This window comes from Nannocystis exedens (assembly GCF_002343915.1).
GTDB lineage: Bacteria > Myxococcota_A > Polyangia > Nannocystales > Nannocystaceae > Nannocystis > Nannocystis exedens.
Genome location: NZ_NETK01000001.1, coordinates 7586327 through 7613016, shown reverse-complemented (window position 1 = coordinate 7613016; position 26690 = coordinate 7586327). Strand labels below are relative to the sequence as shown.

16 protein-coding genes and 2 pseudogenes are annotated in these 26690 nt (G+C 69.5%); 9 read left to right on the top strand and 9 right to left on the bottom strand.

Annotated elements, in window-relative coordinates:
• Positions 1 to 61 precede the first annotated feature (61 nt).
• The gene (locus NAEX_RS29980; protein WP_211302500.1) at positions 62 to 2077 is read right to left on the bottom strand and encodes a flavin monoamine oxidase family protein; all 2016 of its coding nucleotides are present in this window, start codon (positions 2075 to 2077) and stop codon (positions 62 to 64) included.
• Positions 2078 to 2102: 25 nt separating this feature from the next.
• Positions 2103 to 3830, bottom strand: coding sequence for an alpha-keto acid decarboxylase family protein (locus NAEX_RS29975; RefSeq protein ID WP_096330901.1), 1728 nt, complete (start codon positions 3828 to 3830; stop codon positions 2103 to 2105).
• A 665-nt stretch (positions 3831 to 4495) separates the two neighbouring features.
• On the opposite strand from NAEX_RS29975, the gene NAEX_RS29970 reads away from it, so the two are divergent.
• The 6 genes from NAEX_RS29970 to NAEX_RS29945 all read left to right on the top strand — a co-directional run bounded on the left by NAEX_RS29970 (position 4496) and on the right by NAEX_RS29945 (position 15917).
• Positions 4496 to 5782 carry a phosphatidylserine decarboxylase family protein gene (locus NAEX_RS29970; protein ID WP_096330900.1) on the top strand — a complete coding sequence of 429 codons (1287 nt, stop codon included), beginning with the start codon at positions 4496 to 4498 and terminating at the stop codon, positions 5780 to 5782.
• A gap of 221 nt (positions 5783 to 6003) precedes the next feature.
• Entirely contained in the window at positions 6004 to 7041 is a 1038-nt protein-coding gene (locus NAEX_RS29965) for a helix-turn-helix transcriptional regulator (RefSeq protein ID WP_096330899.1), read from the top strand.
• The gene (locus NAEX_RS29960; protein ID WP_096330898.1) at positions 7038 to 8027 is read left to right on the top strand and encodes an MBL fold metallo-hydrolase; all 990 of its coding nucleotides are present in this window, start codon (positions 7038 to 7040) and stop codon (positions 8025 to 8027) included. The genes NAEX_RS29965 and NAEX_RS29960 overlap by 4 nt, the downstream gene beginning before the upstream one ends.
• Positions 8028 to 8166: 139 nt before the next feature.
• Positions 8167 to 9201, top strand: coding sequence for a hypothetical protein (locus NAEX_RS29955; protein ID WP_096330897.1), 1035 nt, complete (start codon positions 8167 to 8169; stop codon positions 9199 to 9201).
• Between the two features lie 3 nt (positions 9202 to 9204).
• Positions 9205 to 10425 carry a hypothetical protein gene (locus tag NAEX_RS29950; RefSeq protein WP_096330896.1) on the top strand — a complete coding sequence of 407 codons (1221 nt, stop codon included), beginning with the start codon at positions 9205 to 9207 and terminating at the stop codon, positions 10423 to 10425.
• A 455-nt stretch (positions 10426 to 10880) separates the two neighbouring features.
• On the top strand, positions 10881 to 15917 hold the full coding sequence (locus NAEX_RS29945; protein WP_096330895.1) for an AAA family ATPase: 5037 nt from the start codon (positions 10881 to 10883) through the stop codon (positions 15915 to 15917).
• 201 nt (positions 15918 to 16118) lie between these two features.
• Here NAEX_RS29945 and NAEX_RS29940 read toward each other — a convergent pair whose 3' ends face one another.
• The 5 genes and pseudogenes from NAEX_RS29940 to NAEX_RS48485 all read right to left on the bottom strand — a co-directional run bounded on the left by NAEX_RS29940 (position 16119) and on the right by NAEX_RS48485 (position 20185).
• Positions 16119 to 17672, bottom strand: coding sequence for a trypsin-like serine protease (locus NAEX_RS29940; RefSeq protein WP_096330894.1), 1554 nt, complete (start codon positions 17670 to 17672; stop codon positions 16119 to 16121).
• Between the two features lie 494 nt (positions 17673 to 18166).
• Positions 18167 to 18520, bottom strand: a complete 354-nt coding sequence (locus tag NAEX_RS50890) for a DAK2 domain-containing protein (protein WP_211302499.1) — start codon at positions 18518 to 18520, stop codon at positions 18167 to 18169.
• A 133-nt stretch (positions 18521 to 18653) separates the two neighbouring features.
• Positions 18654 to 19442 (bottom strand): annotated as a pseudogene (locus NAEX_RS54685) (PP2C family protein-serine/threonine phosphatase); the annotation flags it as partial.
• 182 nt (positions 19443 to 19624) lie between these two features.
• Positions 19625 to 19852, bottom strand: coding sequence for a hypothetical protein (locus NAEX_RS29925; protein WP_143141101.1), 228 nt, complete (start codon positions 19850 to 19852; stop codon positions 19625 to 19627).
• Positions 19853 to 19966: 114 nt separating this feature from the next.
• Positions 19967 to 20185 (bottom strand): helix-turn-helix domain-containing protein, encoded by a 219-nt coding sequence (locus tag NAEX_RS48485; RefSeq protein ID WP_143141102.1) that lies wholly within the window; start codon positions 20183 to 20185, stop codon positions 19967 to 19969.
• A 377-nt stretch (positions 20186 to 20562) separates the two neighbouring features.
• On the opposite strand from NAEX_RS48485, the pseudogene NAEX_RS54680 reads away from it, so the two are divergent.
• Positions 20563 to 20968: pseudogene (locus NAEX_RS54680) on the top strand (transposase).
• 165 nt (positions 20969 to 21133) lie between these two features.
• On the opposite strand, the gene NAEX_RS29910 reads toward NAEX_RS54680, so the two are convergent.
• A complete protein-coding gene (locus tag NAEX_RS29910) occupies positions 21134 to 21997 on the bottom strand; it encodes a leucine-rich repeat domain-containing protein (protein WP_170136109.1) in 864 nt (287 codons plus the stop codon).
• 503 nt (positions 21998 to 22500) lie between these two features.
• Between NAEX_RS29910 and NAEX_RS29905 the strand changes: the two genes are divergently transcribed.
• Both NAEX_RS29905 and NAEX_RS29900 read left to right on the top strand, forming a co-directional pair.
• The gene (locus NAEX_RS29905; RefSeq protein WP_170136108.1) at positions 22501 to 23787 is read left to right on the top strand and encodes a PQQ-binding-like beta-propeller repeat protein; all 1287 of its coding nucleotides are present in this window, start codon (positions 22501 to 22503) and stop codon (positions 23785 to 23787) included.
• Between the two features lie 624 nt (positions 23788 to 24411).
• A complete protein-coding gene (locus NAEX_RS29900; protein WP_143141104.1) occupies positions 24412 to 24771 on the top strand; it encodes a P-loop NTPase family protein in 360 nt (119 codons plus the stop codon).
• A 537-nt stretch (positions 24772 to 25308) separates the two neighbouring features.
• Here NAEX_RS29900 and NAEX_RS29895 read toward each other — a convergent pair.
• Positions 25309 to 26619 (bottom strand): hypothetical protein, encoded by a 1311-nt coding sequence (locus NAEX_RS29895; RefSeq protein ID WP_143141456.1) that lies wholly within the window; start codon positions 26617 to 26619, stop codon positions 25309 to 25311.
• Between the last annotated feature and the right edge of the window lie 71 nt (positions 26620 to 26690).

Here is a 26690-nt window from a genome sequence, read left to right as displayed (position 1 = left end):
GGCTCCAGACGACGCAGGGGCCGTACGCCGCGGCGACCCGCGACCTGCGGCCCCCATTGTTTCAGGCCGGACAAATGAACGGATAATGGCGATTGTCGATGATCGGCTCGACGTCGAAGAAGTCGTTCAGCACCGACTCCGCCGTGCAGTACGCGCCCTCGACCCACGCCTGATCGTTCGAGTAGGCCTCGCCGACGATGAAGATCTGCGCGTCGACGCCGTGGACCAGCTGCGACGGCTTGCGGATCTTTCGCTGCACGTCGCCCACGTCGTAGTGGGGCGCCCACTCGTGGTAGCCGGCGTTGAAGGGCGGCAGCGACCAGTCCATGTAGCGGGCCTCGAGCGGCGGGGGCACCTGCGAGAAGTCGGAATTCGGGCCGAAGTGGAGCTCCGCCAGCATCTTGCGCAGCATCTTCACCATGCGCGGCGGCACCCTGCGCGGACCCTCGAGCGGCTGCGTGTCCTGCGACGGCGGCACCTTGCGATCCTGGTTGGGCTCGAGCTCGAGCTCGTGCCAGAAATCGGCGTTGTCCTCGTCGTCATAGCTGGCGAGGATGCCGTAGACCTTCGGCTGGTTCTGGTTGCGCGCGTTGTTGCCGAAATAGACCACCATGCGGATCGGCGAGTTGGTCACGCTCGGCCCGATGGTGTCGCGGCGGGCGGCCTCGCCGAGCTGCTTCCGCTGCGCGATGGTGAGCGCCGTCTCGGTGATCCCCTCGATCGTCCGTACCAGCGCGTCGAGCGACGAGAACGGCTGATAGTCGACCTCCGGCCGCGCCATCGCCTCCAGCGCGTTCGCCGGGAAGCCCTGCTTCGCCAGCGCGGCCACCACCTGCGGCGTGCTCACGTAGCCGGTGATCTGCGCCGGGTAGGTCGGCGGGCTCGACGCGTCCGGCGCCCACCACGGCTCGTCGAAGAACATCCCCACCTTGTAGGACGGCTGCATGATCGCCGCCTCGAGGTAGAGCGACACCTTGTCGGCGTTGAGCACGTCGGCGGCGTCGGCGTGCGCCTGGAAGCGCGTGGCCTGCGCCACGAGGTCGATCGCCGCCCGCGGGATCGCCAGCCACGCGTAGTCGGCCACGCGCTCGCCCGCGGCGATGTTCGGGTTGTCGCGCGTGGCGTAGGTGAAGACCGCCTTGTCCCCCTTCCAGAGGATCGAGTGGAGCCGCGTGTCGGGGTGATAGCGGAGCTCGACGCCCTTGGCCTTCGCCAGCTCCACCACACGCTCGAAGAGCGCCGTGAACATCCCCGAATAGCCGATGGACAGCGTGCGATAGACCGCGCCGGGGGTGAACTCGTCGTTGACGCTGATCGACACGCCGGCGTGGGTATTGATGACGTTCGAGCTGTAGCCGTTGCCGTCGGCGGCGTAGTCGTAGCCCTCGCAGCCGAGCTGATCGTAGAGCAGGTTCCAGTAGCCGATGTCGCGCAGCCGATCGCCCTGCTGGAACACGCTGCTCTCGGGGAGGCGCGCCGTGATGGTGCCGTTGTCGTAGAAGTTGCACCACCATTCGCGGGTCTGCGCGCGGGACGGCACCGCGAGCCTCTCGATGATGGCGAAGCCCTGGTCGGGCGTGGCAGCGGCGCCGAAGTTGTTGACCGCGTATGGCGCCGGGTCGTGCGAGGAGATCCCGTTCAGGTAGAAGTTCCGGCTCCGCAGGTAGAAGAGCTGGTTCTCGGTGACGTTGAAGGGGATCGCGTAGCGATCGAGCCCGAGCTTCTCGACGACGGTGGTGACGAGGCGGTGGCCCGGAGCGGTGTAACTCGAAGTGTCTCGCTTCTTGCTGTCCCAGTAGGAGTACCGCATGCCGCCGAGCTCGAGGTACGAGTTGTCGGGATCGTCCTTGTAGAACCACGTGCAGATGCGTGCGCCCGGCGACCGCGAACCGGGGTGCGCCTGTGAAAAATTGTAGCGCCCCCAGTCGTACAGCTCGAGCACGTCGCCGGCCGCCGGCAGCTTGGAAGCCTTGCCACCCACGGGCTTGCCCTCGAGCAGGCGCCACGCGGTGTAGAGCCCCGCGGCTCCGGCCCCGAAAATGGAATAGGTCTTCCCCTGCTTCATCTTGTCGTCCATGGTCAATGCCCCCTTCCCCGGCTGTTCATCCCCCACCGAGCCGCTTCATCTGGCCCGGCAGATCTTTCTGCGGAATCACCACCTCGACGAGGACCGGCCGGTCGTGGATCCCCGGGAGGCGGCGCAGCGCGGCCTCGAGCTCGGCGATCGTCTCCACCCGGACGCCTTCGGCTCCGAACGCGCGCGCGAGGGCCACGTAGTCCCACTTCGGCAGGACGTCGAAGGCGTCGAACTTGTGCTGCGGGCCGGGCTCGAACGCGCTCATGTCCACGAACACCTGCTCGATGGCATAGACCTGATTGCTCATCACGAAGATCACCGCATTGAGCCGGTTCCGCGCCAGCGTCGACAGCGCCTGGCACACCATCATGAACGCGCCGTCGCCGGCGACGGTGATCGCCCGCTTGCCGCTGCCGAGCTGCGCACCCAGAGCCGCGCCGGTCTCGAAGCCGATGCATTGCCACGTCGCCGAGGCGACAAACCCGCCCTTGGCCAGCCCGACCATGTTGGTGGCGACGTAGAGCGAGGAGCTCACGCCGTAGACCATCACGATGTCGCGGAGCAGGTCGCTGTCCTTCAGGAACTTCGTCGTGTGCTGAAAGAAGCGGTTGTAGGTGATGAGGTCCGGCCTGTCTCGGAACTCGGGATCGTCGTTCGACGCCCACGGCTCCGGCCAGACCGGCGGCGGCGGCGCGACCGTCGCGAGCGGATACCCCGCAGCACCGCGGAAGCGCTCGACGAGCGCCGTGATGAAGTCCTTCATCGTCACGTCGGGGTATTCGAAGTACCCGACGCGCACGCCGGCCGTGGTGGCGAGCACCATCCGGGCGTACTTGTCCTCGATGAAGGCGAGGTAGTCGTCGGTGATGATGGCGCCCAGCGTGAGCACGCAGTCGGACGCCATCACGATCTCGCGCACGGAGGCGATCGAGGCCGCGTCCGAATAGGTGCCGATGAACTTCGAGCCGCCCTCGTCGAGCACCGTCTTGCCGAGGCTGGTCGTCGTGTAGAGGAAGCCGCTCGCGTCGATGAGCTGCCGGAGGAGATCGGTCAGGCCGAAGCGCAGGAGCTCGACGCCCGCGAACACGAGCGGTCGCTTCGCCGCGGCCAGCATCGACCACGCCTGCGCCACCGCGTCCTCGAGGGCCGCCGGCGGGCTGTGCTTCACCCGCGGCGCGAGCACCTTCGCGGGCGGCCGCGGGCAGGGCTGCCCCCACACCTCGCTGTAGCAGGCGATGTACACGGGCCGCCTGTGGGTGATGGCGTCGACGAGGAGCTCGTCGATGGCCTCGGCGGCGCCGACGTTGGTGGACAGCGTGACCGCCCGAACGGTCACCTGCTCGAGCACCTTCTGGTCGGCGTCGAGATCGCCGGTGGAGTGGTGAAAGAGCACCTCGTACATATCGGTGATCTTCCGCGCGTCGGCGCCGGGCGTGGCGCTGATCACCACGATCGGGCTGCGCTCGACGAAGGCGCCCGCGATGCCGTTGAGCGCGCTGAAGGTGCTGACCCCGAATTGCAGCGAGATCGCCGCCAGCCCGCGCGTGCGCGCGTAGGCGTCGGCGGCGTAGCTGGCCTCGAGCTCGTTGACGGTGCCGACGGTCTCGATCCCCTCGAAGTGCTCGAGCGCCTGGGTGAAGTGGCGGACGTAGTCGCCGGGGATCTGGAACACGTGATCGACGCCCAGCTCCTTGAGTCGCGTGAGCAGGTAATCGGCAACCGTGAATGGAACGCTGGCCTCGTGATCGACCATCTCCCCCACCTCTATTCGCGAATCGCGCCGCGCCAGCGCCTGGCCTCCGGCTCCCCAAAATGTTGAAGACCCAACTACAACACTTCAACGATGGGCGTCAATCGATCGCTCGCATCTTTCACGCGGCTCGGAAACGCCCGAGGCGTCGCCAATGCAACGTCTTTGTCACCGGGCGAAATGGCACATCGGTCCACGACGCCGAGCTCATCCGCCGGACCGTGGGCCGGAATGCGCGCTCGCAATGGTCACGGCGCGAGGAACGACGGCTCGGCCCTGCCCGTCGCTCGGCTTCATCCGATTGGTCCTCGGATCTCCATCGGGCGCATGGCCATGACGCCGTTAACCCCATTCCATACCAGCATTCAAGCATGCTCGCCCCTCTCCAAATTGGTTCGGCCGGGTCTGCAATGGGTCGCATCGCCGGGACGCCGTTATTCCATTCCTGGTCGGCAGCTCGGAGCGCTCGATTCCGGTGGGCGACGAGCGGCGTATGCCTTCGGCGGGGGCTCTGCCCGCCACACCTGGGTCTCGAACTCCTCAATGCCGGCCGTGCGCGCGCGTGCCGTCCTGTCACCCCCACGTCAGCGACGCGACGCGCGATCACGGGTAGAGTTGCGGCCCACGGAGCGGGGCTTGACCCGACTGCCGCGTGGAGGAGAACACTGATGATTCGAGAAGATCAAATCGAGGCCCGTTATCGCCGCTCGTTCGGGTACCGCGCCGGGTACCTGCCGCGCGACCGCCGTGCGGTCGACGCGTTCCACCGTGACCTCAAGCGCCGGCCCCACGAGACGGCGTCGCTGCGCAGCGGCGCCGTGCTGCGCATGGCGCAGCTCATCGAGACCAACCCGATCATCCGGATGTACGTCTCCGAGATGATCGACCAGGTGCCGGGCGACCACAAGGTGATCGAGAACACCGCCGAGCTGCTCCTGGCGCTCCAGCGCGTCACGGTGACGGCGCCGGCCTACAACCCCGATCCGGCCCAGCGCAACGCCTTCCCCATGTCGTCGCTGTTCGCCTACATGATGATGACGCCCGCCGGCGAGGCGCTGTTCCGCAACGACGCCTGGAACGACTCGCTGCGCGGCGTCCTCCGGGAGTGGTGCGCGTACCTCGATGGTCCGGAGAGCGCGCACGTGCTGAACGAGGGCGAGGACGGCTGGCTCTCCCCCTTCGCCTACCAGGACATGAAGCTCTGGGAGTTCGTCCACGATCGAGACCGCCCGCACTGGGGCTGGACCTCCTACAACGACTTCTTCCACCGGGAGATCCGGCAGGACGCGCGCCCGATCGCCGCGCCCGACGATCCGCGAGTGATCGTCTCGGCCAACGACGGGAACCTCGTCACCATCGCGCGCGGCGTGAAGCGCAAGGACCAGTTCTGGCTGAAGGGCGAGCCCTTCTCGCTGGAGGACATGCTCGCGCGGAGCGAGCACGTCGACCGCTTCGTCGGCGGCTACGTCTTCCAGTCCTTCCTCAGCGGGGCCAACTATCACCGGTGGCACGCGCCGATCGACGGCGTGGTACGCGAGGCCCGCGTGGTCCAGGGGCTCATGTTCAGCGACGCCGAGTCGGCGGGCTTCGACCCGAACGCCGGGATCCTCTCCGAGGGGTACGACGCGACGGTGAACACGCGCGGCCTCGTGTTCATCGAGAGCGCCGATCCTCGGATTGGGATGGTGTGTGTCATCCCGATCGGGATCACCGAGATCTCCTCGATCACGATCCGCGTCGAACCCGGCAAGGTGCTGCGTAAGGGCGACGAGCTGGGCTACTTCAGCTACGGCGGCTCCAGCATGTGCCTCGTCTTCGAGAAGAGCGCGATCGATCACTTCACCGTCGCGTCGCCGCCGCCCCTCCCCGTGGTCGACCCGACGAGCGGACCGGCGCTCGCGGTGAACGGCGGGATCGCGATCGCCGCGGTCACCGGCGAACGACGGCGGGCATGACCCGATCGAGAGCGGCGGGGGAGGCAATTCCCCCGCGTGCGGCTCAGGACGGGCCGCTCGCGAGCGCCCCCGGGGCCGCGAGGGCCGGGGTTGCGGCGATGCGGGTGTTCGCCGATGATCGGCGCCGGCCATCACCGTGGCCCGCCCCCGCCATGCCCCCTCGTTCTGCGCTCATGCTCGGTGCTGACCCGGCCCGCTCAGCAGGATGATGCACCCGGACCATGGCACGCGGAGAGCAACTCCTTCGCCAGTGGTCGATCCTCGACCTGCTGTCCGAGGGGCGCAAGAGCCGGCGAGCGCTGGCCGAGCAGCTCGGCGTGTCGCTCAAGACGATCACCCGCGACATCGAAGCGCTCTCGCTCTTCCCGATCGCCGAGGAGCGTGAGGGGATCGATGTCTTCTACCAGCTCCTGCATGGCTCGGCGCCGCGGATCCGCTTCGAGCCCGAGGAGGTCGCCGCGCTGCTCTTGAGCAAGCGGACCGTGCTGGCCGCGCTCGAAGGATCTCCGTACGCGGCGGCGGTCGCCTCGGCGCTGGCCAAGGTCGAGCTGCTGCAGCGCGATCGCACCGACCGCGACCTCCGCCGGCTCCCCGAGGTGTTCCAGAGCAGCTTCGACATGCCCCGGATCCGCGCGGACCTCCAGGAGCGCCTGCTGGAGGCGGCGATCGAACGTCGGCGCGTGTGGATCCGCTACTTCACGGCCGAGCGTGGGGCGCACAGCGAGCGGGTCGTCGAGCCGTTCTTGATCCGCCTCCACCCGCACGGCCTCGACCTCGTCGCCTACTGTCTGGAGCGCCGGGACTTCCTGTCGTTCCACGTCAATCGTATCGAGGCGCTCCGGGTGCGAGACGACACGTTCGACCCGGCCGCGCGGGCGTTCGACCTCGATCGGTTCCTCGCCACGACCTTCGATGGCCGCCGCGGAGACCCCGTGATCGACGTGTGCATCCGCGTGAAGCAGCCGACCGCCGCGTGGGCGCGCGATCAATTCTACCACCCGACCCAGGAGCTGCGCGAGCTCGACGACGGGGTCGAGATCCGATTCCGCTCGGGCGCGCCCGAGGCGATCGCTGCGCGGGTCCTGAGCCTCGGCCCGGACTGCGAGGTCGTCGAGCCCGAGGCCCTGGCCCGGCTGGTGGCGCAGAAGGCCGAGGCCATCGCGGCGCGCTACCGCGATGCTGCGAGCGGGCCGGACCCTGGACCGGATCTGTCCGGGATCGGTGCTAACACTCGCCGCGAGGAGGGAGGTGCGACATGACCCAGCACCATGAGGGGCGCGTGCGGGTGCCCCGGTTGCTCGATCGAGGCCACCCGTTTCGCCAGTGGAAGACCTGGGAGATCCCGGGGACCGACTTCACGCTCACGGGCTACTCGCGCGCCAACGACAAGACGTTCTTTCACATCCCGGAGCTGCGCTGTTGCATCGACGCCGGGCTCTGCGAGGGCCGCCAACCCGACACGATCTTTTTGACGCACACCCACAACGACCACGTCGCCGACATCGAGTTCATGGTGGGCAAACCGTCGGGCGTCGATCTTTACGTGCCGAGCGCCGCGGCGCCGTACGTCGAGCGCTACGTCCGCGCGCGGCGCGAGCTCAACCACGTCGCCGCGTTCGACCCGTCCCTCGCCGGCGAGCTGCGGATGCACCCGGTCGGCGACGGCGACACGATCGCTCTCGGCAAGCGCGGCACCTATCAGGTCCGGGTCGTCGAGTGCGCGCACAAGGTCCCTTGCGTCGGCTACTGCTTCTCCGAGCGCCAGAGCCAGCTCACGCCCGAGCTCGCGCGCAAGCAGGCCGAGATGGCGGCGGCGGGCGAGGCCGCGGCGTTCGGCCGGCTGGTCGCGCAGCACCGCAAGCAGGGGGTCGCGGTGACCGAGGAGCACCTGCGCCCGCTCTTCGCGTTCCTGGGCGACACCCACGCCAGCGTGTTCGAGCGAAACCCGTGGCTGTTCGACTACCCCGTGATCATCACGGAGTGCACGTACCTCGACGACGGCGAGGAGGAGCGCGCGAACCGCGTCGGCCACACGGTGTGGAAGCAACTGCGGCCGATCATCGCGGCCCACCCGGAGAACACGTTCGTGCTGATCCACTTCAGCCTGCGTCACTCGGATCGCGAGGTCGTCGAGTTCTTCGAGGCGGAGCTTCACCGCGAGCCCGGCGCCAGCCTCGACAATGTCGTGGTGTGGGCCCACCGCGACAGCTACCTGCCCGAGCAGCACCAGCGCCGCGAATCGTGAGCGTGGAGGCCGGGTCACCCGCAGACGCTCCGGCGAGCGCCTCGCGTCCTTGAATTCCGTCGGCCGCCTCGACCTCCTCGTCACCTTTCGAATTCTGCTTCGAGCTGCTCAACCACGACATTCAGCAGGACGACGCGTCATGTCGAATCCAGCGTTTTCCATCGCCCCCTCGATCGAGCGACTCTCGGACTGGCTCGCCCCGATCCAGCAGATATTCGTTCGTCGTGGGTACCCGCAGACCTATCTCGGCGGTAGCAGCGCCCGGGAGATCCTCGATGCCATCCTCTTCGACGAGCCGCTCGCCTTGCGCGACATCGATCTTTATCTGGTCCGGGGCGGCGGTGCCGGCGATCTTCGCAGCCTGTGCCTCGACATCGAGCAGGAAGGCCACGCCAGGGTCGGACGGCTCCGGGAGAAACGGCGAGCCAACCCGGACCTCCCCGGAGACGCGTGCTACCAGCACGTCGTCGGCGAGGGCGCCCACCTCTACGCGAAGGGACGGCCCATCCTGAGCCTGGGCGTCCTGCATCGGCGGGGCGACCTCGCGCTCAACGGCCTGTTCGACGTCGACACGACGTTCCTGTGCCTCGACAACCACCGGCGCCTCGCCGATTACGCCCTCCTGGCCGCCCGGTACCGCGACGATCCCGGCGGCCTCCACGTCGCGGGGCTGATCCTCGACCCTCACCACGGCTACCTCGCCTGGCGCGACAAGGCCCCGACGATCGTTCACTGGCAGGAGGTGGCGCGCTGCCCCGCGCAACAAGCGTTTCGTATGGTGCGGACGCTCGCCAAGGCGTCTCGACATCGCGTGCCGCCCGACCTGCTCCTCGGCTATCAGAGGATTCGAAGGGCGTCCGGCCGCGACGATGCGCACGAGCTCGACCAGAGCTTCTTGAAGATCCTCGGCGACACGTACTGGACAGAAGAGCTCGGCATGCTGGCCGAGCTGGACACGCTCTCTTCGCTGTCGGCGCCGCTCTCCGAGCTGATGTGCTCGCACCCTCCCGAAGCGCTGAGACGGCGCGTCCCGGAGCTTTCGACCGTGAGCCCCCGCCGACTCGCCTGCACGAGGATTGAAGGATTGCTGCGACTCCTGGCCACGCCCTCCGCGAGGGAGCTACGAGCGCGCCTCCTGGCTGTCGTCCCGTTCGTGTTCGGCCCCGAGGATTAGGCCATGGTCCGCTTCCAGACGCCCTCGGAGGCCGCCGCCTACCTCGCGCCGATCCTCGATCGACCCGTCGCGCCGTTCGAGACGGAGATTGCGCCCGGGATCGTACTTCAGACGGCTGCGCTCCCCCTGTCCGGCGGCGCTTTCGTCAACTCGTATACGGTCACGTGGAGACCGCCCGCGCGGGCCGCCCTCTGCTTCTCCGATCCTCCCATCAGCGCGCTGGACTTCGCCCGCCGGAGCGAGAGCGTCGTGACGACGACCGGCGGCTTCTTCTTCCTCGCGGATCACTGCCGGCACCGCCCCAGGACCCTGAGCCTGAACCTCGCAATTCAGCGCTCCCAGGTGTCGAGCCTCCCGGTATCCGATCAGGACGCCCTGGTGAACCGGGACGGCGCCCTGTCGGTCGTCGAGGTCGCCGCCCATGGGGTCTTGACGCTGGGGCGGCGGCCCTTCCGCTGGGCGGGGTCACGCACGCAGCACGACGCCGATTGCTACGCCTACGGCAACGCCAACAGCATCATCCTGCATCAGCCCGATGCTCGGACAGGGAAGGCGCGGATCTTTCAGGAGAGCTCGCGCTTCACGCCGGAGATCACCTGCTCGCGCTGGAGCGACATCGGCTTCATGTCACGCCCTGACGGTCATTTCGCGGCCGTCTCCCGTCAGGATCGAGGACAGCTCGACATCTTTCGCCACGATCTCGTGCTGCGTTGCCCGCGGACCCTCGCAATGGAAGGGGCGCACCTCGAGGTGCATACGATCGGCCCGCTGTCGCTTTCCCGCTCGATCCAGGCGGCCATCTCGGTGGGCCCGTCCTTGTCGTACCCCGACCTCTCGCGGCACCCGCTCAACCACGATCGCTCGCTCGGGAGCTTCCCATTGCTGGCGGAGCGCCCTGCGACGCGTCTCGTGTTCTACCAGACAGTCGACGGGGCCCGGCACCTGTGCCTGCTCGACGGCCGGCCCGGGAGCGACACGTTCCCGGGGGCGACGCTCGCCGAGACGATCGCGCTCGTCAACTCGCGCGGCCAACTCACTGCGGGTTGCTTCCTGGATTCCGGCCACACGAGCAAGATCATCGCGCGCCGGAAGGGCGCCTTCTCCACCTACGGAAACCGTCATTATCTGCAGTGGCCGAGCGAAGCGGACTCCTCTTTCCTCTGGATGCCCGATCGAGGGCGCCCCACCGCGAGCTTCATCGCACTTCATCCCGGCGAATCCTGAAGCGACGGCGAGCGCGGCGTCCTCGTCGCGTTCGCACGTCGCGGTGCTCTCGCGCGGTGGAGCGAGTCGCCGCGGGTGGCGGAGCGGGCGCCGGTCTGCGACGTGCTGTTCGCGGAACGGGTCCGGTCGCCGCGCCGATTGTCTGTACATGGATCACCGTCGCGGCGGCGCGCCGGACCAGCTGTGTTCGCCGGACAGGCGGCGGGCCCGCCGGCGCGAACGCAGAAGGTCGTCGCAGCGGCCCGCATGGGCACACGAGCGGCACGCGTGACCCGCATGCGAGGAAGGTGCTCGCATTTCGCCGGCTGTTGACAGCAGCGCATGATTCGAAGATCGTCCGTGATCATCGGCACCTTGCATCTTGGTCGATGGCCGGGCTGGCGCGGGAGCGACGCGCGGAAGCCCGCATGTGATGATTTCGCGGCGAGATCCCGGCGCTGTCCAGGAGCTGGGCGATGACTGAGTCTCAGGACTACATTCTGACGGCAGAGCTCCACGGCGGGCTCGACGCGATCATCTACGAGGGTCGCCGTGGCTCGGACGGCGCGCCGGTCGCGGTGAAGGTCCTGCGCAACCAGCTGCCCGGGCCCCGCGAGATCGCCAAGCTCAAGCACGAGTACGCGCTCCTCAAGGACCTCGACCTGCCGGGGGTGGTCAAGGTCCACGCGCTCGTGCGTCGCGACCCGGGCGGCCTCGCGCTCGTGCTCGAGCGGCTGCAGGGGCGGTCGCTCGCAGACGTCCTGCGCGGCGGACGGCTCGAGCCGAAGACCGCGCTCGAAGTCGGCGCGTCGCTGGCGGACACGCTGGCGGCGGTGCACCAGCGGCAGATCATCCACAAGGACGTCAAACCCGCCAATGTGTACATCGATCCGGCGACTCGCCGGGTCAAGCTGATCGACTTCGGGATCTCGACGCGGCTGTCGCAGGAGCCGCAGCGGGTCCAGAGCCCCGACTCGCTCGAGGGGACCCTCGCGTACGTCTCGCCCGAGCAGACCGGGCGGATGAACCGCGTCGTCGATCACCGCACCGACCTCTATTCGCTGGGCGTCACCCTGTACGAGATGCTGACGGGCGCGGTGCCGTTCCGCTCGGCGGACCCGATGGAGCTGGTCCACAGCCATATCGCGCGCTCGCCGGTGCCGCCGCACAGGCTCGCGCCGGACGTCCCCGAGGTCGTGTCGGCGATCGTGATGAAGCTGTTGGCGAAGGCCGCGGAGGACCGCTACCAGAGCGCGGCCGGGCTCAAGGCCGACCTCGACGCGTGCCTGGCGGCGCTGCAGGCGACCGGGCGGGTCGCGCCGTTTCCGCTCGGCCGGCGCGACGCGGCGTCGGAGCTGCGGCTGCCGCAGACGCTGTACGGCCGCGATGCCGAGCTGCGCGCGCTGCAGGACGCGTGGGAGCGGGCGAGCCGCGGCGCCGCCTCGCTCGTGCTGGTGTCCGGTTCGGCGGGCGTCGGCAAGTCGGCGCTCGTCCACGAGATCCACAAGGCCATCGCGCGCCGGCGCGGCTACTTCGTCGCCGGCAAGTTCGATCAGCTCAACCGCTCGGTGCCGTACGCGTGCGTGGCGGAGGCGCTGCGCGAGCTCGTCCGCCAGATGCTGACCGAGCCCGCGCACGAGCTCGCGCGCTGGAGGGTGCGGTTGAACGAGGCGCTCGCCGGCAACGGCCAGGTGCTCGTCGACCGGATCCCGGAGCTCGAGCTCGTCATCGGCCCGCAGCTGCCGGTCCCCGCGCTCGGCTACGCGGCGTCCCAGTACCGCATGAACCTGGTGTTCCAGGGCTTCCTGCGGGCCGTCAGCGCGGCCGAGCGTCCGCTCGCGGTCTTCCTCGACGACCTCCAGTGGGCCGACCCGGCCTCGCTCAAGCTGCTGCGCCACCTGCTCGGCGACGGCGCGGGCGCGTCGATGCTGGTGATCGGCGCGTACCGGGACAACGAGGTCGACGCGAGCCACCCGCTCGCGCTCGCGGTCGGCGAGCTGCGGGCCGCGGGGGCGAACGTCGACGAGATCCAGCTCGGGCTGCTCGATCCGCCGACCGTCACCCGGTTCGTCGCCGACACCCTCGCGTGCGAGCCCTCGCGGGCCGCCTCGCTCGCCGCGCTGGTGTTCGAGAAGACGCACGGCAACGCGTTCTTCGTCGCGCAGTTCCTGCGAGCGCTGCACGACGACGGGCGGCTCGTGTTCGACGCCCGCGCCGGCCGGTGGACGTGGGAGCTCGAGCGCGTCGCCGAGATGCCATGCACCGACAACGTCGTCGACCTGATGGCGAGCAAGATCCAGCGCCTCGCGCCGGCGACCCTGCGCGCCGTCGTGCTCGCCGCGTGCATCGGTCACCAGTTCGACCTGCGGACACTGGCGACGATCAGCGAGCGCTCGCCGTCCGAGGCCGCGGGTGACCTGTGGGAGGCGCTGCGCGAGGCGATCGTCCTGCCGGTCGACAGCGAATACCGGTTCGTCCACACCGCCATGGACGACAGCGCGGACGCGCCGGACGGCCCGGGCTTCAACGTCGCGTACCGCTTCCTGCACGACCGCGTACAGCAGGCGGCTTACTCGCTGATCGACGCCGACCGCAAGCAGGCGCTGCACCTGCGGATCGGGCGGCTCTTGCTCGCCCAGCGCAGGGGCGGAGAGCTCGGCGAGGCGCTGTTCGACGTCGTCCATCATCTCGACCTCGGCGCCGCGCTGATCACCGACCCCGGCGAGCAGGTCGAGGTCGCGCGGCTCAACCTCGCCGCCGGACGGCGCGCCAAGACGGCGACGGCGTACGAGGCGGCCGCGGCTTACTTCGCGGCCGGCGCGGCGATCCTCGGCGCGGGCGCCGAGCTCGAGCGCGAGCTCGAGTTCGAGCTGGGCGTGGCGCAGGCCGAGTGCGAGTACCTGGCCGGGGCGTTCGACCGGGCCGAGGCGCTGTTCGCGGCGATCTTGCAGCGCGGCGGCGCCAGCTCGCGTCGCGCCGAGGTCCACGGCCTGCGCATGACGCTGTACACCTCACAGGGTCGGTTCGCCGACGCCGTCGAGGCCGGGCTCGAGGGTCTGGCGCTGCTCGGCGTCGATCTGCGCGGGACGCCGGCGGAGCAGGCGGCGCTGCTCGCCGCGGAGTTCGCGGCCGTCGACAGCAACCTCGCCGAGCGCAAGATCGAGGCGCTGTTCGACGCCCCGGCGCTGGTCGACCCGCGGCAGCGCGCCCTCTCGAAGTTCCTCGCCGGCATCTGCGCCAGCGCGTACCACGCCAACCAGACGATCTTCGCGCTGGCGATCGTGAAGCAGGTCAACATCGCCCTGCAGCACGGCCAGTCCGACTGGTCCGCGGTCGCCTTCGTCGAGTACGGGTTCGTGCTCGCCATCACCTTCGCCAAGTTCGCCGAGGCTCACGCGTTCGGCAAGCTCGGCATCCGGCTGTTGGAGCGCGACGGCAACGCCGAGCTGGCGGTCGAGGTGTACTTCGTGTTCGCGCTCGGCCTGCATTACAGCGAGCACGTCCGACGCGCGCTCGAGTATTTCGCGCGCGCCCGCGAGGCCGGCCTCGCGGTCGGCCACTTCGTGTTCCTGTCGTATTCGTGTCTGCACCCGGCGACGATCCGGCTCAGCCTCGGCGACGAGCTCGCGGCGGTCAAAGAGGATGTCGAGGACGGCCTCGCGCTGATGCGGCGGACGCAGGACGCGCTGACCACCGGGGTGCTGACGATCATTCGACGGACGATCGACGCCTTGACCGGCCGCGCCGCGGGCCTCTCGACGCTCGGCGGCGACGGGTTCGACGAGGACGCGTTCCCCGCGGCGATGGAGCGGGCCGGGCTGACGTACGTCGCCTGCTTCTTCTACGTCGTCAAGCTGCAGCTCTGCTACCTCGCCGGCGAGTACGCGCGCGCGTGGACGATGACGGAGCTCGCCGCGCAGCGGGTCACGATCGCCGGCGGGGCGTACTTCACGACCGAGCTGTCGTTCTACGCCTGCTTGACCGCCGCGGCGCTGCTCCCGGGAGCGAGCGGCGCCGAGAAGGAGCGGCTGACGGCCGCGCTCGCGGACCACGCCGACAAGCTGGCGAACTGGGCCGCGCACTGCCCGGACAACTACGAGCACAAGCACATGCTCGTACAAGCCGAGCGGGCGCGGGTCGCCGGCGACGAGCTGGCCGCGCTCCGGCTGTACGACCAGGCGATCGCGGCGGCGGAGGCCAGCGGGTTCGTACGCTCCGAGGCGCTCGCCGCCGAGCTGTGCGCGCGGTTCCACCGCGCATGCGGGCGGCCCAAGGTGGCGCGCGCGTATCTCGGCGACGCCATGCACGGCTACGTCCGCTGGGGCGCGACGGCCAAGGCGGACCAGGTGCGGGCCGAGCACGCCGATTTGCTGGTCACCGCCCTGTCGGCGCGCCCGACCGGCGAGGATGCGTCGCCGTCGACGACGACGCGGGCGATGAGTCCGCAGCTCTTCGACGCGGCGGCGGCGGTCGAGGCGGCCCAGACGCTGTCGGCGGAGCTCGTCCTCGATCGGGTCCTCGAGCGGCTGATGCGGCTCGTCACCGAGAACGCCGGCGCGCAGCGGGGCGCGCTGCTGCTGAACCGCGACGGCGAGCTGACGATCGAGGCGACCGTCGCGGTCGAGCCGTACGAAGTCCGCGTCGGCCTCGCGCGCCCGCTCGACGCCGGGGCCGAGCTCGCCGCCACGGTCGTGCAGTACGTCGCGCGGACGCGCGAGGCCGTGGTGCTCGACGACGCGGGCGAGAGCCGCTTCGCCGGCGATCCGCACGTGCTCGCCCGCGCCCCGCGGTCCATCCTCTGCCAGGCGCTGATGCACCAGGGCCGCCTGACCGGGATCCTCTACCTCGAGAACAACGCGGCCCGGCGGGCGTTCACCCCGGCCCGGCTGAAGCTCTGCGGCCTGATCTCCGCGCAGGCGGCGATCGCCGTCGAGAACGCGCTGCTCCACGAACGCGTGCAGCGGGTGAGCGACGAGCTCCGGCGCACCAACGAGCAGCTCGAGGAGGAGGTCAAGGCGCGCACGGCGGAGCTGCGCCGCGCCGGCGAGCGGCTCGAACAGGAATTCGCCGAACGCGCTCGCAGCGACGCGGCGCGGGCCGCCCTGCAGGAGGAGGTGATCCGCGCCCAGCGGGCCCGGATCGAGGAGATGTCGACGCCGCTGATCCCGATCACCGACCGGGTGATGGTGATGCCGCTCGTCGGCACGCTCGACACGCCGCGCGTGCAGCAGGCGCGAGAGGCCGCGATGCACGGTGCGCAGGTCAACCGCGCCGAGGTCGTGATCGTCGACATCACCGGCGTCTCGCTGGTCGACGCCGAGGTCGCGACCTCGCTGCTCGAGACAGCCACCGCGCTGCGCCTGCTCGGTACGCGCATGGTGCTGACCGGCATCGGCGCTCAGGTCGCGCGGACGCTCGCGCTTCTCGACGTCGACCTCGGGGCGCTCGTCACGCGGGGGACGCTGCAGAGCGGGATCGCCTACGCGGTCGGGAACCTGCGGGCGAGCGGGTAGCCGCACCGTCGGCGACGCGGCGGCACGCGCCTCGCCGCGCGCCCGTCCGCGCTGTCGTCGCTCCGCGAGGTCGCCCCGCACGACCCCGTGCTACCGCGCCTGGTCCTCATCCTTACCGGCTGACCGTCAACCGTCGGAGACCCTCGATGAGCGAGGACGCACCGGACGCACCGGACATTCGCTCTGCCCTCCGCGTCGAAATCAATCGGCGCTCGCGAGGAAGGTGTTGGCGGACGGGGAGCAGACGGGGGTCTCGGCGTCCGGGTGCGTGGTGAGGATGGTTTCGAAGTTGCTGACGGTCACGCCCAGCGTGGCCAGCTGCGCGGGCGTAAACGGCGTGATCAGCGTGTCGGAGCCGGCGCCGCCGTCGTAGACCTCACCGAGCTCGAGCTCGCACCGGCCGAGGATGACGACGACGTCGTCGCCGCCGTCGCCGTAGACGGCGTCCGTGCCGCGGCCCGCGTACAGCACGTCGTCGTCGTCGCCGCCGCGGATCCGGTCGTCGCCGCTGCCGCCATGGACCTCGTCGTCGCCCGCGCCGGCGTCACCGAGGTTGTCGTCGCCGGCGCCCATGAAGATCTCGTCGTCGTCGGCCGTGCCGGCGAGACTGTCGGCGAACTCGCTGCCGTAGACCTCGTTGAGGCCGGGCAGCTCGAGCATGCCCTCGGCCGTGCTCGTGCCGGCGAGCGCGAGATCGAGGATGCCGTCGCCGGCCGAGCGCCCGAGGTGGGCCGCCACCCACGGCGGCGGGGTGCTCCACCCGCCGGTCCAGCCCGCGCACGCGGTCGAGCTCGTCAACATGTCCGTGGCGGCGCAGGCCGTGATCGCGCCGCTCTGGCTCGACCACGCCGGCTGCGGACCGCCGATCGGCGAAGCCTCGTAACCGGCGCCGCAGCCGGCGCCGCCGTCGAATACCCACTTGTGGTACGTGGTGCTCCACGAGTGGCACGGCGAGATGTCGAGGCCGCTCATCACTTCGATCCACCGCAGGTAGAGAGGCGTCGGCGTCAGCATGACGACGCTGTAATTCTGCTCCTGCGTCTCTCCGGGCAAGGTGAGATTCATGGGCGTACGCGACGAGATCGTACCGACGATGCGGCGGCTGTTGTTGAGCATGGGAAAGTTCAGGGGACCGCCGGAGTCGCCCTTGACGACGATCGGGAGCTGCCGATACGGCTGGAGCGCGACGATACGGGGCGCCATGTAGTCCTTGTCGAAGACCTGCTTGACGATCTCACCGTCGGCGTAGCGCTTGATCCGCGCCGGACATTCGGTCGAATCGGCGCAGTCGACGCTATCGAAGCCCATGCCCACGTACGTCGCCCACGCGAGTCCCGGGCCGGTGCCGAACAGCAGGTCGCGCAGGTAATCGGCCTCGCAGCCGTTCGGCACCATGACCGGGATCTTCGGCGGCACCGGGTGCGCCACGCTCATCGCGTCGACGTCGACGATGCAGAAGCCGATGTCGGCGCCCGAGAACGTGGTGGTGTTGAGCCACTCCCCGCTGGGGTGCCGCACACAGTCCGCGAGCCCGCTCCACACCGGCTGGTTGCCGTCCTCCCCGAAGGAGACGGTGTAATCGCCGCCGTTGATGCAGTGCCCCGCGGTGACGACGACGCCGTTGCCGACGTATGCGCCGGTGCAGCGCCCGCGGGCGTAGCCGAAGTAGTCCTCCGCGGCCTGGTCGTGGTCGTTGAGGATGAAGACGGTCTGTGCATAATCGCAGGCCGCCGCTTCGGCCTCCGTGCTTTTCATCGCATGGGCCGGCGAGGACAGGTGCGCGATGACGGTCGCGACGAGCAGCGAGAGACGGCGAGACCAACGAGGACGGACAGAGCCATGGTTCATGGTGTGCGAGGATCAGCAACCGACGTGCCTCGAATTTGTCATGGAGTTCCGCGAGCCGGCGGCGATGTGACGGCGCATGGCCGCAGGGCCGCCCCAGGGGCGCCCCAGGGGCCTCGGAATGTAGCGCTATTATGGATGCCGTCCTCGCGCAAGTCCCAGTTCGTGCTCCACCCGACGCTCACCGATCGGAGCAGCTTTACCGAACAGGCGCGCACGACGACGCCGGTCACGTCGAGCTCGCGGAACAGTGGGAAGGGTCGCTAGCAGGACATCGGCGATCGTGAAGTCGTCAGCGGCGATCCACGTCCGCCGGTCGAGCCGGCGCTCGTCTGGACGTGGCAGCGGCGGGTGTCGAGGCCGGGCGATGCGGGTGGTGCGGCCGAAGTGACCCACAGGCCGGGTCACGCGGGCGACGCCGCCGCGAGCGCGCCGAAGATCGCCGCGACCGCGACGGCCCCCGGAGCGGGGACACCGCGCAACGCGCTCTCGGGCACGTAGCTCGCGCGACCGGCGTGCGTCCGCGTCATCGTCCGCGTCGCCTCTGCGCCGCGCTGCGCTGCTGCGGCGGCCGCTGCGAGCCCCTCGTCGGCCGCGAGCGCCGCGAGCGCCGCGAGCAGCGCGTCGAGCATCGTGCGATCGCCTGCCTCGGCGCCGCCGACCTGCTGGATCCGCCGTACGCCCGCGCGCAGCGCCGCCGGCCAGTCCTGCGACGCTCTCGCCGCGACGCCCATCGCGGACACCCCGATCGACAGCAAGAGAACTCCATCGAGTACGTCCGAACAGCGCCGTGATGTTGTCCCTCCCGCCGCGGGCGTTCGCATGCTGAATCGCGGCCGGCGCCGCGTCGCGGATGTCGAGTCGGAGCAGTTCACGCAACTCATCGTCCGCGAGGTACTCGTGCAACCCGTCCGAGCAAAGGAGCAGCCGATCGCCGGCCATCAGCGGCAGCGCCCCGATATCGGCCTCCGCCGCGTCCTCGCGCCCGAGCGCGCGAGTGATCGGGCTCTTGCACCCGCGCGCCGAGTCTGGCGTGAGCAGACCCTGCGGGATCTGCAGATTGTGCAGCGTGTGGTCCTCGGTCAATTGGTAGACGCCCACGCCACGGCCGAGATACGCCCGCGAGTCGCCCACCTGCCCCACGACCGCGAAGTCATTGACGATCAGCAACACGGTCGCCGTTGTGCACATTCCTTCGTGCTGCGGCTCGGACCGCGCCAGGCCCCGGATCGCCCGCGACGCCCCCTGAATCGCGTCGTGCATCAGCACGCCCACGCTGGCGACCGCCTCCGCGTCACCCGGCGAGCGGGCGACCGCGGCCAACCTCGTCGCCTCGCGCTGGACCCACTCCCGGATCGTCGAGGCCGCCAACGCCGACGCGACCTCCCCCGACACCCGCCCGCCGACGCCGTCACACACGACGAACAGCCCGAGCTTCGGGTCGATCGCCAGCGCGTCCTCGTTTTGGACCCGCTGCCGGCCGATGTCGGTCGCTGCCGCGCATCGTGTGCGCAGCCCTCTCTCGCCCCTGAAGTATGGAGCCGGCACCGGCGACCACCGCTGCGGCCGCCCCGACACTCGGTCGAGCGGCACCAGCGCCGGCAGAGCCGCGTCGTCCGAAGCTAGCAGCCCAGCGCTGCTCGCCGGCGTCAGGGTCAGTCTTCGTGAGCGGCGGCTCATGGGGGAGCAACGAGGTCGGGTGCGGCGCACCAAACCTCGTGCTCATTCTCGCACAGCGCAGAATCGCTCACAAGTGTCGGCCGCCGCCCCCTGCCCGTGAGCGAAGCGCCTCGCACCTGCGACCACCACTCGCAGTTCGCTGACGCAGGTCGTCCCTCGCATCGAGGACGAAAGCAGAAGAACTACCTCGTCGAACGTGGCGTACTCGCCCGCTTCTTCGAGAGCTGGTCCAGAAGCACCGAGGCGGGGAGGTTCGCCCAGGGACGAGCCGCCGGGCTCTTGAGGAGCTCGCCGAGCTCCTTCAGCGAGAGGGAGGAGAGGTCCTGCTCCAACCGCTCGAGGAGCGGGCGCATCTCGAGCTCCCCGAGTGCGTCCTGGAACTGGCGTCGGATTCGTTCGACTGTCGTCACGGCCACGACTGTACAGCGTTCCGCCCGCGATGGCCTACCGCGCTGCGGGCGCCTACCGGAGGGTGACATCATTTCGCCACCCGCAATCGAGGTGGCCGGTGTAGTCGGCGCTGGCTACGCGCTGGGCCAGATCGACGGTGAGGCGGCGGAGATCTGAGGAGCTGGCCGCGGCCACACGATGCGGAGCTTGACGATCCGGCGCTTCATCGCGTGCCGCGTGATTCCGAGGAGCTGCGCAGCACTCACGATATTGCCGCCCTGCTCGAGGGCCGCGACGCAGAGACGCCGCTCGGCGGCTGCAAGATTAAGGTCTTCGAGGATGAGCTGAGGCATGGCGCTCTTGTACCGCGTCGACGTGGTCTCGTGCGGATCAACTCGCACGGCTCCGACCCTTGTCCGCGACTCGGCCCGCCTGGTGACGTCGCAATCCCGGCCCCCACGACGGACCCTCGGCAAGTCAGCCGTGATGACCCGCGTGGTGGGCGTCGCCACCTCGCGCGAGCGGACCCCGCGGGCCGAGCGCGCGCCGGCGGGTTCGCTGGGCCGGTGTAGTCGCTCAAGGACCAACTGCGCTTGGTGCAGGCGCCGGCCCACACCCCGGGCCGCAACGGCCCCTCGGAATATCCTCAGACTCCGCGACGGCTGGCTGATGAGCCAGTCATCGACACCGCCCCACGTCCCCTCGCGCCCGACCCCTGGCAGAGGGCGCGATGCTCGGCGCGCTGTCGATCGACGGCATCGAGGCGATGATGACCGTCGAGGGCGGTACGACCGCCAAGGTCTTCCTCGAGTTCATCGACAAACATCTGGCACCGAAGTTGCGCCCGGGCGATGTCGTGGTGATGGACAACCTCGGAGCCCATCATGCGACAGGCGTCCGCGAGCGTGTCGAGGCGCGGCGCGACGGTCGTCTACCAGCCGCCGTACTCGCCCGACCTCACAGTCAATCCCATCGAGCTCGCCTGGTCGAAGATCAAGGCCGCGCTCCGCGGCCTCGGTGCCCGAACCGTCCCGCTCCTCAAGGCCGCGATTTCCGCCGTCGCGGATCTCGTCACCCCAGCCGATGCAGCCGGATGGTTCAAGCACTGCGGCGTCAGCACGCCTCAAGTCGCATGAACGTGCTGTGAGCGCAGGCGACAGAGATTTCGGTCCCCGTGAATAGAGCGATGGCCGAGCCGGTCGGCGAGCCGCTGCTCCCGCGTCGCCTCCGCGTCGGTGTAGTTGCTGGCCCCGAGGACAGCCACGAACAGCTCGACCTCGAGCTCCGGGCGCCCTGGGCGATCAGCCCTCGATCGAGAGGTCCGGCCTCCCCGCTCGGACCGCATCGACTGCGCCCCGCGAGACGGCCGTGCCCCGGAGAGAAAGCGCTTTGAGCGACCGGAGGCCGGCGAGGATTTGGAGCCCACGATCCGTGATCGCGCAGTCGTCGAGCCGGAGCCGCTCGAGGCTCTTGAGCCGGGTGAGGTGCGTGAGCCCGGCGTCGGTCACCCGGGTCTGGGAGAGATCGAGGTCATGAAGGCGTGACAGATCTTTGAGCCGGGCGAGGGACGCGTCGTCGACGTTCGTACGCGCGGCGAAGAGCCATTCGAGATCCGTGAGACCCTCGATCGAGGCGAGCGCCGCCCCGGAGACGGCGGTGCCGTTGACGCAGAGCCACCGGAGCTTCGTCAGGGCCTCGAGGTGGAGCATGCCGCGATCGGTGACGCCGGTGTACTGAAGATCGAGCGTGCGCAGCTCGGTGAAGCGGGCGATCGTGGCGAGGCCGGCGTCGGTGACGCGGGCGTGGCCGAGCTGGAGGTCTTCGAGCCTGGTGAGGCGCGCGATCAGGAGGAGCCCGGCGTCGGTGATGCCCGCCATGTGGAAGCGGAGGACGCGGAGCCCCTCGAGCGGAGCGACATACGCGAGCACGCGGTCGGTCAGGTGCGGGTTGAAGTCGAGCCAGAGCTCGCGGAGATCCGCGAGGCCTGCGACGGGCGCGAGCGCGTCGTCGGGGACCGGGACGTCGGCGAGATGCAGCCGCTCGAGGTGTTTGACGGACGCGAGGTGGGCGAGGCCTCTTTGGGTGATGCGGATGGGAGGACGGGCGTTGGGCCCGCGAGAGAACGCGATGCGTTTGAGGTGCGGGTGGGCGTCGAGGACCGCCATGTCCTCGTCGGTGGCCTCGTCGGAGAAAATGATCTCGTCACCGGCCAGGCGATAATGACCGGGCGCAGGAGCTGCCATCGTGACCTCGCTCGTGGCGGGACCGGGAGCCGGGCCGCCCTCCTGGACCGGCCCGGCGCCGCCGCACGCCAGGGCGCAGAGCATCAGGATACCTGCCGCGGTCCCCTTCCGGTGCATGGGTCTTTCGATCATGGCGCCATGAACGCCCCGCAGCAGCAGGACTTTACATGCTGACCGTGACTTGGGCCTAAATCGGATCGGCGCGGAGATGCTCGTCGTTCTCGGGAGGTGACCTCGAAGGCTCGTGCAGGCGTCGGTCACGGCTCGCCTCGCCCTCTGCGGTCACACCACGAGGAGAGGTCCAGTCGAGGATCCCCACCAGACTCCCGTCGGCCCCGAGCAGGATGTGAAATGCGTGCGAAAACGCGCGTCGTCACATGCGTCGAGGCTGCGCCGCCCCGTGGCGACGTGCGAGACTCCGCGGCATGTCACTGCCATTCTCGATCCGGGGAACGCTGACCTTCACGGATGGGTCGACACGCGACGATGCCCGTCGCGTCCTCGAACCCGCAGCGGTGCTGTCGAGTGGCATGGCGCAGGAGGGCGCGGCGTCGCTCACGTTCGCAGTCGACATCGTCGCGCCGGCGCGTCTCTTCGAGGCGGCGGTCAGCGCCCTCTTCGACACGGCCGATCGTGCGGTCGCCGGGATGGTCACGTGCGTGTGCGGCGACGAGATCATCCGGGTCGGCCCTCCGCAGCCGCACCCCTGGTTCGAAACGGGGCGAGCGGCTCCGGTCGTCGCCGGGGTCCTGGCAGATGAGAAGCGTCGCGTCGACGAGGACCGTGTGCACTGGGTCGCATCCGCGGGCGACGTCGTCGCGGTGTGGCTCGGGAACGATACCCTGCAATGGACCCATCTCGCCCAGCCCGATCGGCCGGTACGATGTTGTATCGCCGACACGATGGTCGACGGCCTCGATGTCGCGGGGTCGTTCGTGTGCTGGCGGGCCAACATGGCCGTCGGCTTCTTCGACGTCTCGCGCGACGAGGATCGCTGGCGGTGGATTCTCGACCACCACCCCAGGCGCGCGTTCCTCTCGGCTCACGGCGTCGTCGTGTCCGCCTCCGACGACGTCGTGCTGCTCCTCGACAGCCGAACGGGGAGGCCGATCCACGAGCGCTCGCTGGGCTGTCGAGCGCCCGACGCCGTTCGCGACGGTCGGATGGTGCTCGCGGACACCGACTCCGAGCTCGGTGTGTACGAGGTGGCGACGCTCGAACGCGTGGGCGGAGCGGCCGTCGCTCTCTCGTCGATCGCGTCGTCGGCGCTGTCCGCGGAGGGGCGCTGGGCCGTCGCTGCGGACGTGTACGGAAGAGTCGCGCGCCTCGAGACGACGAGCGGCGCCGTTCGTCTCACGGAGGCACCACGCCGGGTTGGAAGGGTCTCGCTCTCGGATGATGGTCGGCTGACCACGCTCTCGTCGCGCGATTACCTGTGTGTCCACGACGCGGACACCGATGAGTGGATCGAGCTGCGGGGCGGGCCCGACGGACACGGCCTCGAGCCGAACAACAATGAGGTGATCGCCGTCTCGGACGACGAGGTCATCGCACGCGACCCATTCCGTGCGCGTGCATGGCGCCTCGATCGCCCGAACGAACCGATCGATCTCGTGTTGCCGGACGGACAACGCAACTACGGTGCCTTCCGCCGCTCGGATGGCGCGGTGTTCCTCCTCGACATGGCGGGACGCCTCGTCACGGTGCGTTGAGAAGCGGTGCCGGGCGGGCCGCCGGGCGGCTCGACCCCCTGCGGACGTCGTCGCCCCCGGTCACTCGCGGCTCGGCGCGGCGGAGGCCACCGGACTGCAAGACGCTCGCGGAGGGCGTGGGCGGAGCACGAGCGCTCGAGCCTGCCTCTCGTCGTAAGTGTGCGACGAACCGCATCGTGACGCGGTGGCCACGGCCGGACTACACCGGCGGGGCATGGTCGGCGAGCGTGACGGCGCGGAAAGACATTGGCGGCGAGGTGCTGTGTATCTCGGAGTGCTTCCGAGGCCGGGGCGCCGCCTCGACCGCCGCGGCGCCGATCTCTGGACGGTTTCGGTCCAGGACTGCGCCGAGGAGCGCCTCGCCGCGCTCGCGGACTCGGCGGCAGTGAACCGTGCGCGTCAGAAACGTACTTGCAGGCCAGTCCCCCGGAGCTCCAGCTCGTAGCGCCGCAACGCGTGCGGTGGTGCCAGCGCCCAACTCCCACCCCGATCGTCGGCAGGCGAAGGCGCCGGTGAACGCCGCGAACGACAGGGCGCACACCGCGGGGTTCGTCTCGTCAGCTCTCACCGCTGCATAGCCTCGCGCTCTTCAACACTCGGGCGGAGGACAAGGACACGCGGCTGGTGATGCTCGGGGTCGACGACGTTCGATTTTCTTACCCGCGCTCGCCTCCTCGCCGCGTCTGCGCCCACGCGCTCGGTTTCGATTTGCTGCGCCTCGAGCGAGGGCGCCTGTTCAGTGGCATCTTCCTTGGCGAGAGCGAGGCCAACCGGCGCCACGTCACCGCCACCGAGCGCACCGCCACGGTCGCGCTGAGGATCGACACGCTCGAAAAGGGCCTACGGCAGCGAGGGCGCGGCGAGCGACGCCGGCACCACCCTTCGGCGCTCCGTCGCCGCTTCGCGGTATCGTCGCTGGCGCGCCGCGTGCCGATGGGCTCCAGCGGGAGTTTGTTGGTATCGACGACCGGCCAGGCGCAGTGATTCCCGCCGCTTCGCCCCGGCACAAACTGGCCCACAGTACAGGTCACCTCGATCACACCGGCGGCACAGCACGACGAGCTGTCGGCACCGCCCGCACAGAAATGCTCGGAATCCCCGCTCGTCGTCGATGGCGTCGCCACTCCGCCGTCGACATCCACTTGCCTTCCTGAGATCGCCGCGGTACCTTCACCCGTCGATCATCGCCTGACCTTAGGGTCATCTTCGACACCGAGCGCTGCGGGCTGCCACACACCGCAGCGCTCACCCTTTTCTTGACGGCAGCACCTCTCTACCCGCAGCGCCGTTCCCGTCCGCGAATTCAACCCAAGGACCAGCTGGCCTGGTTCACCCTCGGCCCGATGGTGGGCTGGCTTACACATCAGGCAGGAGCCGCCGAGCCGCTGCGACACCGGCGGCATGTCTCGTCGGCGAATTCACGCGGATCCTGGCCGGCGCTAACATCGCGGCATGGTTTGCGCGCATCAGCGCCCTCGAGGCGAAGACATCGGTCGCCTGACGCACACGAAATGGCGGGCGTTACGGCGCGACCGGAAGGAGCTCGTGACTCGTGCTGGATCGCCTGAGCTCCATGGCCGCGAGGAGACGAACACCGCGTGACCGATCGTCCCGCAATGTCATCAACTGCTCACGCGTGATCGCAGGATTCGCGACAGTCGAGGCGCGAACGTCGTCGGCGTCGTCTCTGAGCAGACGCTCGAAGACGGGCGCAGGTAGCTTTGGGTTCCTCGCGGCGGCTCCTCGCACGAATGATTCGGGGTCATCGGCGAGTTGCGCGACGAGCTCGGCCGGGGTCGCGGGGTTCCTGGCGATCATTGCACGGACCTCGATCTTCGGGTCGCGCGCGAGGAGCTCGATGAGCTCAAGCGGCAACGCAGGGTTCCTGGCGACGGGCCAGCGAAGTGGCAACTCTCGACTTCGAGCCATTTCACTCAAAAAAGCGGGCGGCGCATCCGGATGCTCGGCCAAGCTCATGCGAAAGCCTTCCTCGGGATCCTGAATGAAACGCTGCATCAGATCCGGTGGCAACGTGTGAAACCTGGCGGCGTCGAGGCGGACCGAAAGAACGGGATCGTCCGCCAACTCGCGTAGCAGCACCTCCGGCAAATCGGCGCGCCGGGCGATCCCGCGGCGCACCTCCACACTCGGGTCTCGCGCGAGCGGCGCCAAGAGCGTGATGTCTGCTTGCGGGTTGCATGCGAGATTGCGCCGGACCTGCTCACTCGGGTCCGCCAAGAAGCGCACCGTCTGCGCGCTCGTGAGCGGCTGCCCACCGGCGACTCGCGCGCGCACCGACGCGTCGCCGTCGCGGGAGAGCGCGTCCACGAGCTCCGGCGGTGAGTGGCGGGAACCGGCGACCATTGCGCGCACATCCGGTGAAGGATCGGCCGCGAGTAATGCGCGAAACGCTCCGCTCGTTGCAGCGTTCGCGGCGACCGCTGCGCGCACGCCCCCGCTCGGATCGCGAGCAAGCGTTTCGAGCAGCTCTGGCGATGCGAACTGCGCGGCAACCTCGCGCACCTCCTCGCGAGCATCCTGGGCGAGATGGCCGACCCAACTCGCAGGAAGGTCGACGTACTCCGGAAGCCTACTGAGCACTCTCGTGGGGAGCACCGCGACGAGAGCACCACCGTTCGCGCCTGTGAACGCGGAATTTTCCACGATCGCGTCGGCGCAATCGAGCGCGAGGTCCGCCAGCGTCTTTGGCGGCGTCGATGGATGGCGCGCGACGGCGGATCGTACGTCGCGCCGCTCGCTCGTCGCAAGCACTTCGAGACGCTCCGGCGATGTCGTCGCGGCGCAGGCCTCCTCGAAGGGATCGGGGCTCATGAGCAGGGGAATTAGCACGGATCGCGACGACCGGCCCGGCGATCAGGCCTGGACAGCGTGGGCGGAGCCTG

Coding starts and splice junctions, on each gene's coding strand:
- NAEX_RS29970 (WP_096330900.1), top strand. CDS start 4,496: ATGATTCGAGAAGATCAAATCGAGGCCCGTTATCGCCGCTCGTTCGGG.
- NAEX_RS29945 (WP_096330895.1), top strand. CDS start 10,881: ATGACTGAGTCTCAGGACTACATTCTGACGGCAGAGCTCCACGGCGGG.
- NAEX_RS29955 (WP_096330897.1), top strand. CDS start 8,167: ATGTCGAATCCAGCGTTTTCCATCGCCCCCTCGATCGAGCGACTCTCG.
- NAEX_RS29905 (WP_170136108.1), top strand. CDS start 22,501: ATGTCACTGCCATTCTCGATCCGGGGAACGCTGACCTTCACGGATGGG.
- NAEX_RS29980 (WP_211302500.1), bottom strand. CDS start 2,077: ATGGACGACAAGATGAAGCAGGGGAAGACCTATTCCATTTTCGGGGCC.
- NAEX_RS29975 (WP_096330901.1), bottom strand. CDS start 3,830: ATGGTCGATCACGAGGCCAGCGTTCCATTCACGGTTGCCGATTACCTG.
- NAEX_RS29910 (WP_170136109.1), bottom strand. CDS start 21,997: ATGGCGGTCCTCGACGCCCACCCGCACCTCAAACGCATCGCGTTCTCT.
- NAEX_RS29950 (WP_096330896.1), top strand. CDS start 9,205: ATGGTCCGCTTCCAGACGCCCTCGGAGGCCGCCGCCTACCTCGCGCCG.
- NAEX_RS29965 (WP_096330899.1), top strand. CDS start 6,004: ATGGCACGCGGAGAGCAACTCCTTCGCCAGTGGTCGATCCTCGACCTG.
- NAEX_RS29940 (WP_096330894.1), bottom strand. CDS start 17,672: ATGAAAAGCACGGAGGCCGAAGCGGCGGCCTGCGATTATGCACAGACC.
- NAEX_RS29960 (WP_096330898.1), top strand. CDS start 7,038: ATGACCCAGCACCATGAGGGGCGCGTGCGGGTGCCCCGGTTGCTCGAT.
- NAEX_RS29895 (WP_143141456.1), bottom strand. CDS start 26,619: ATGAGCCCCGATCCCTTCGAGGAGGCCTGCGCCGCGACGACATCGCCG.
- NAEX_RS48485 (WP_143141102.1), bottom strand. CDS start 20,185: ATGCCTCAGCTCATCCTCGAAGACCTTAATCTTGCAGCCGCCGAGCGG.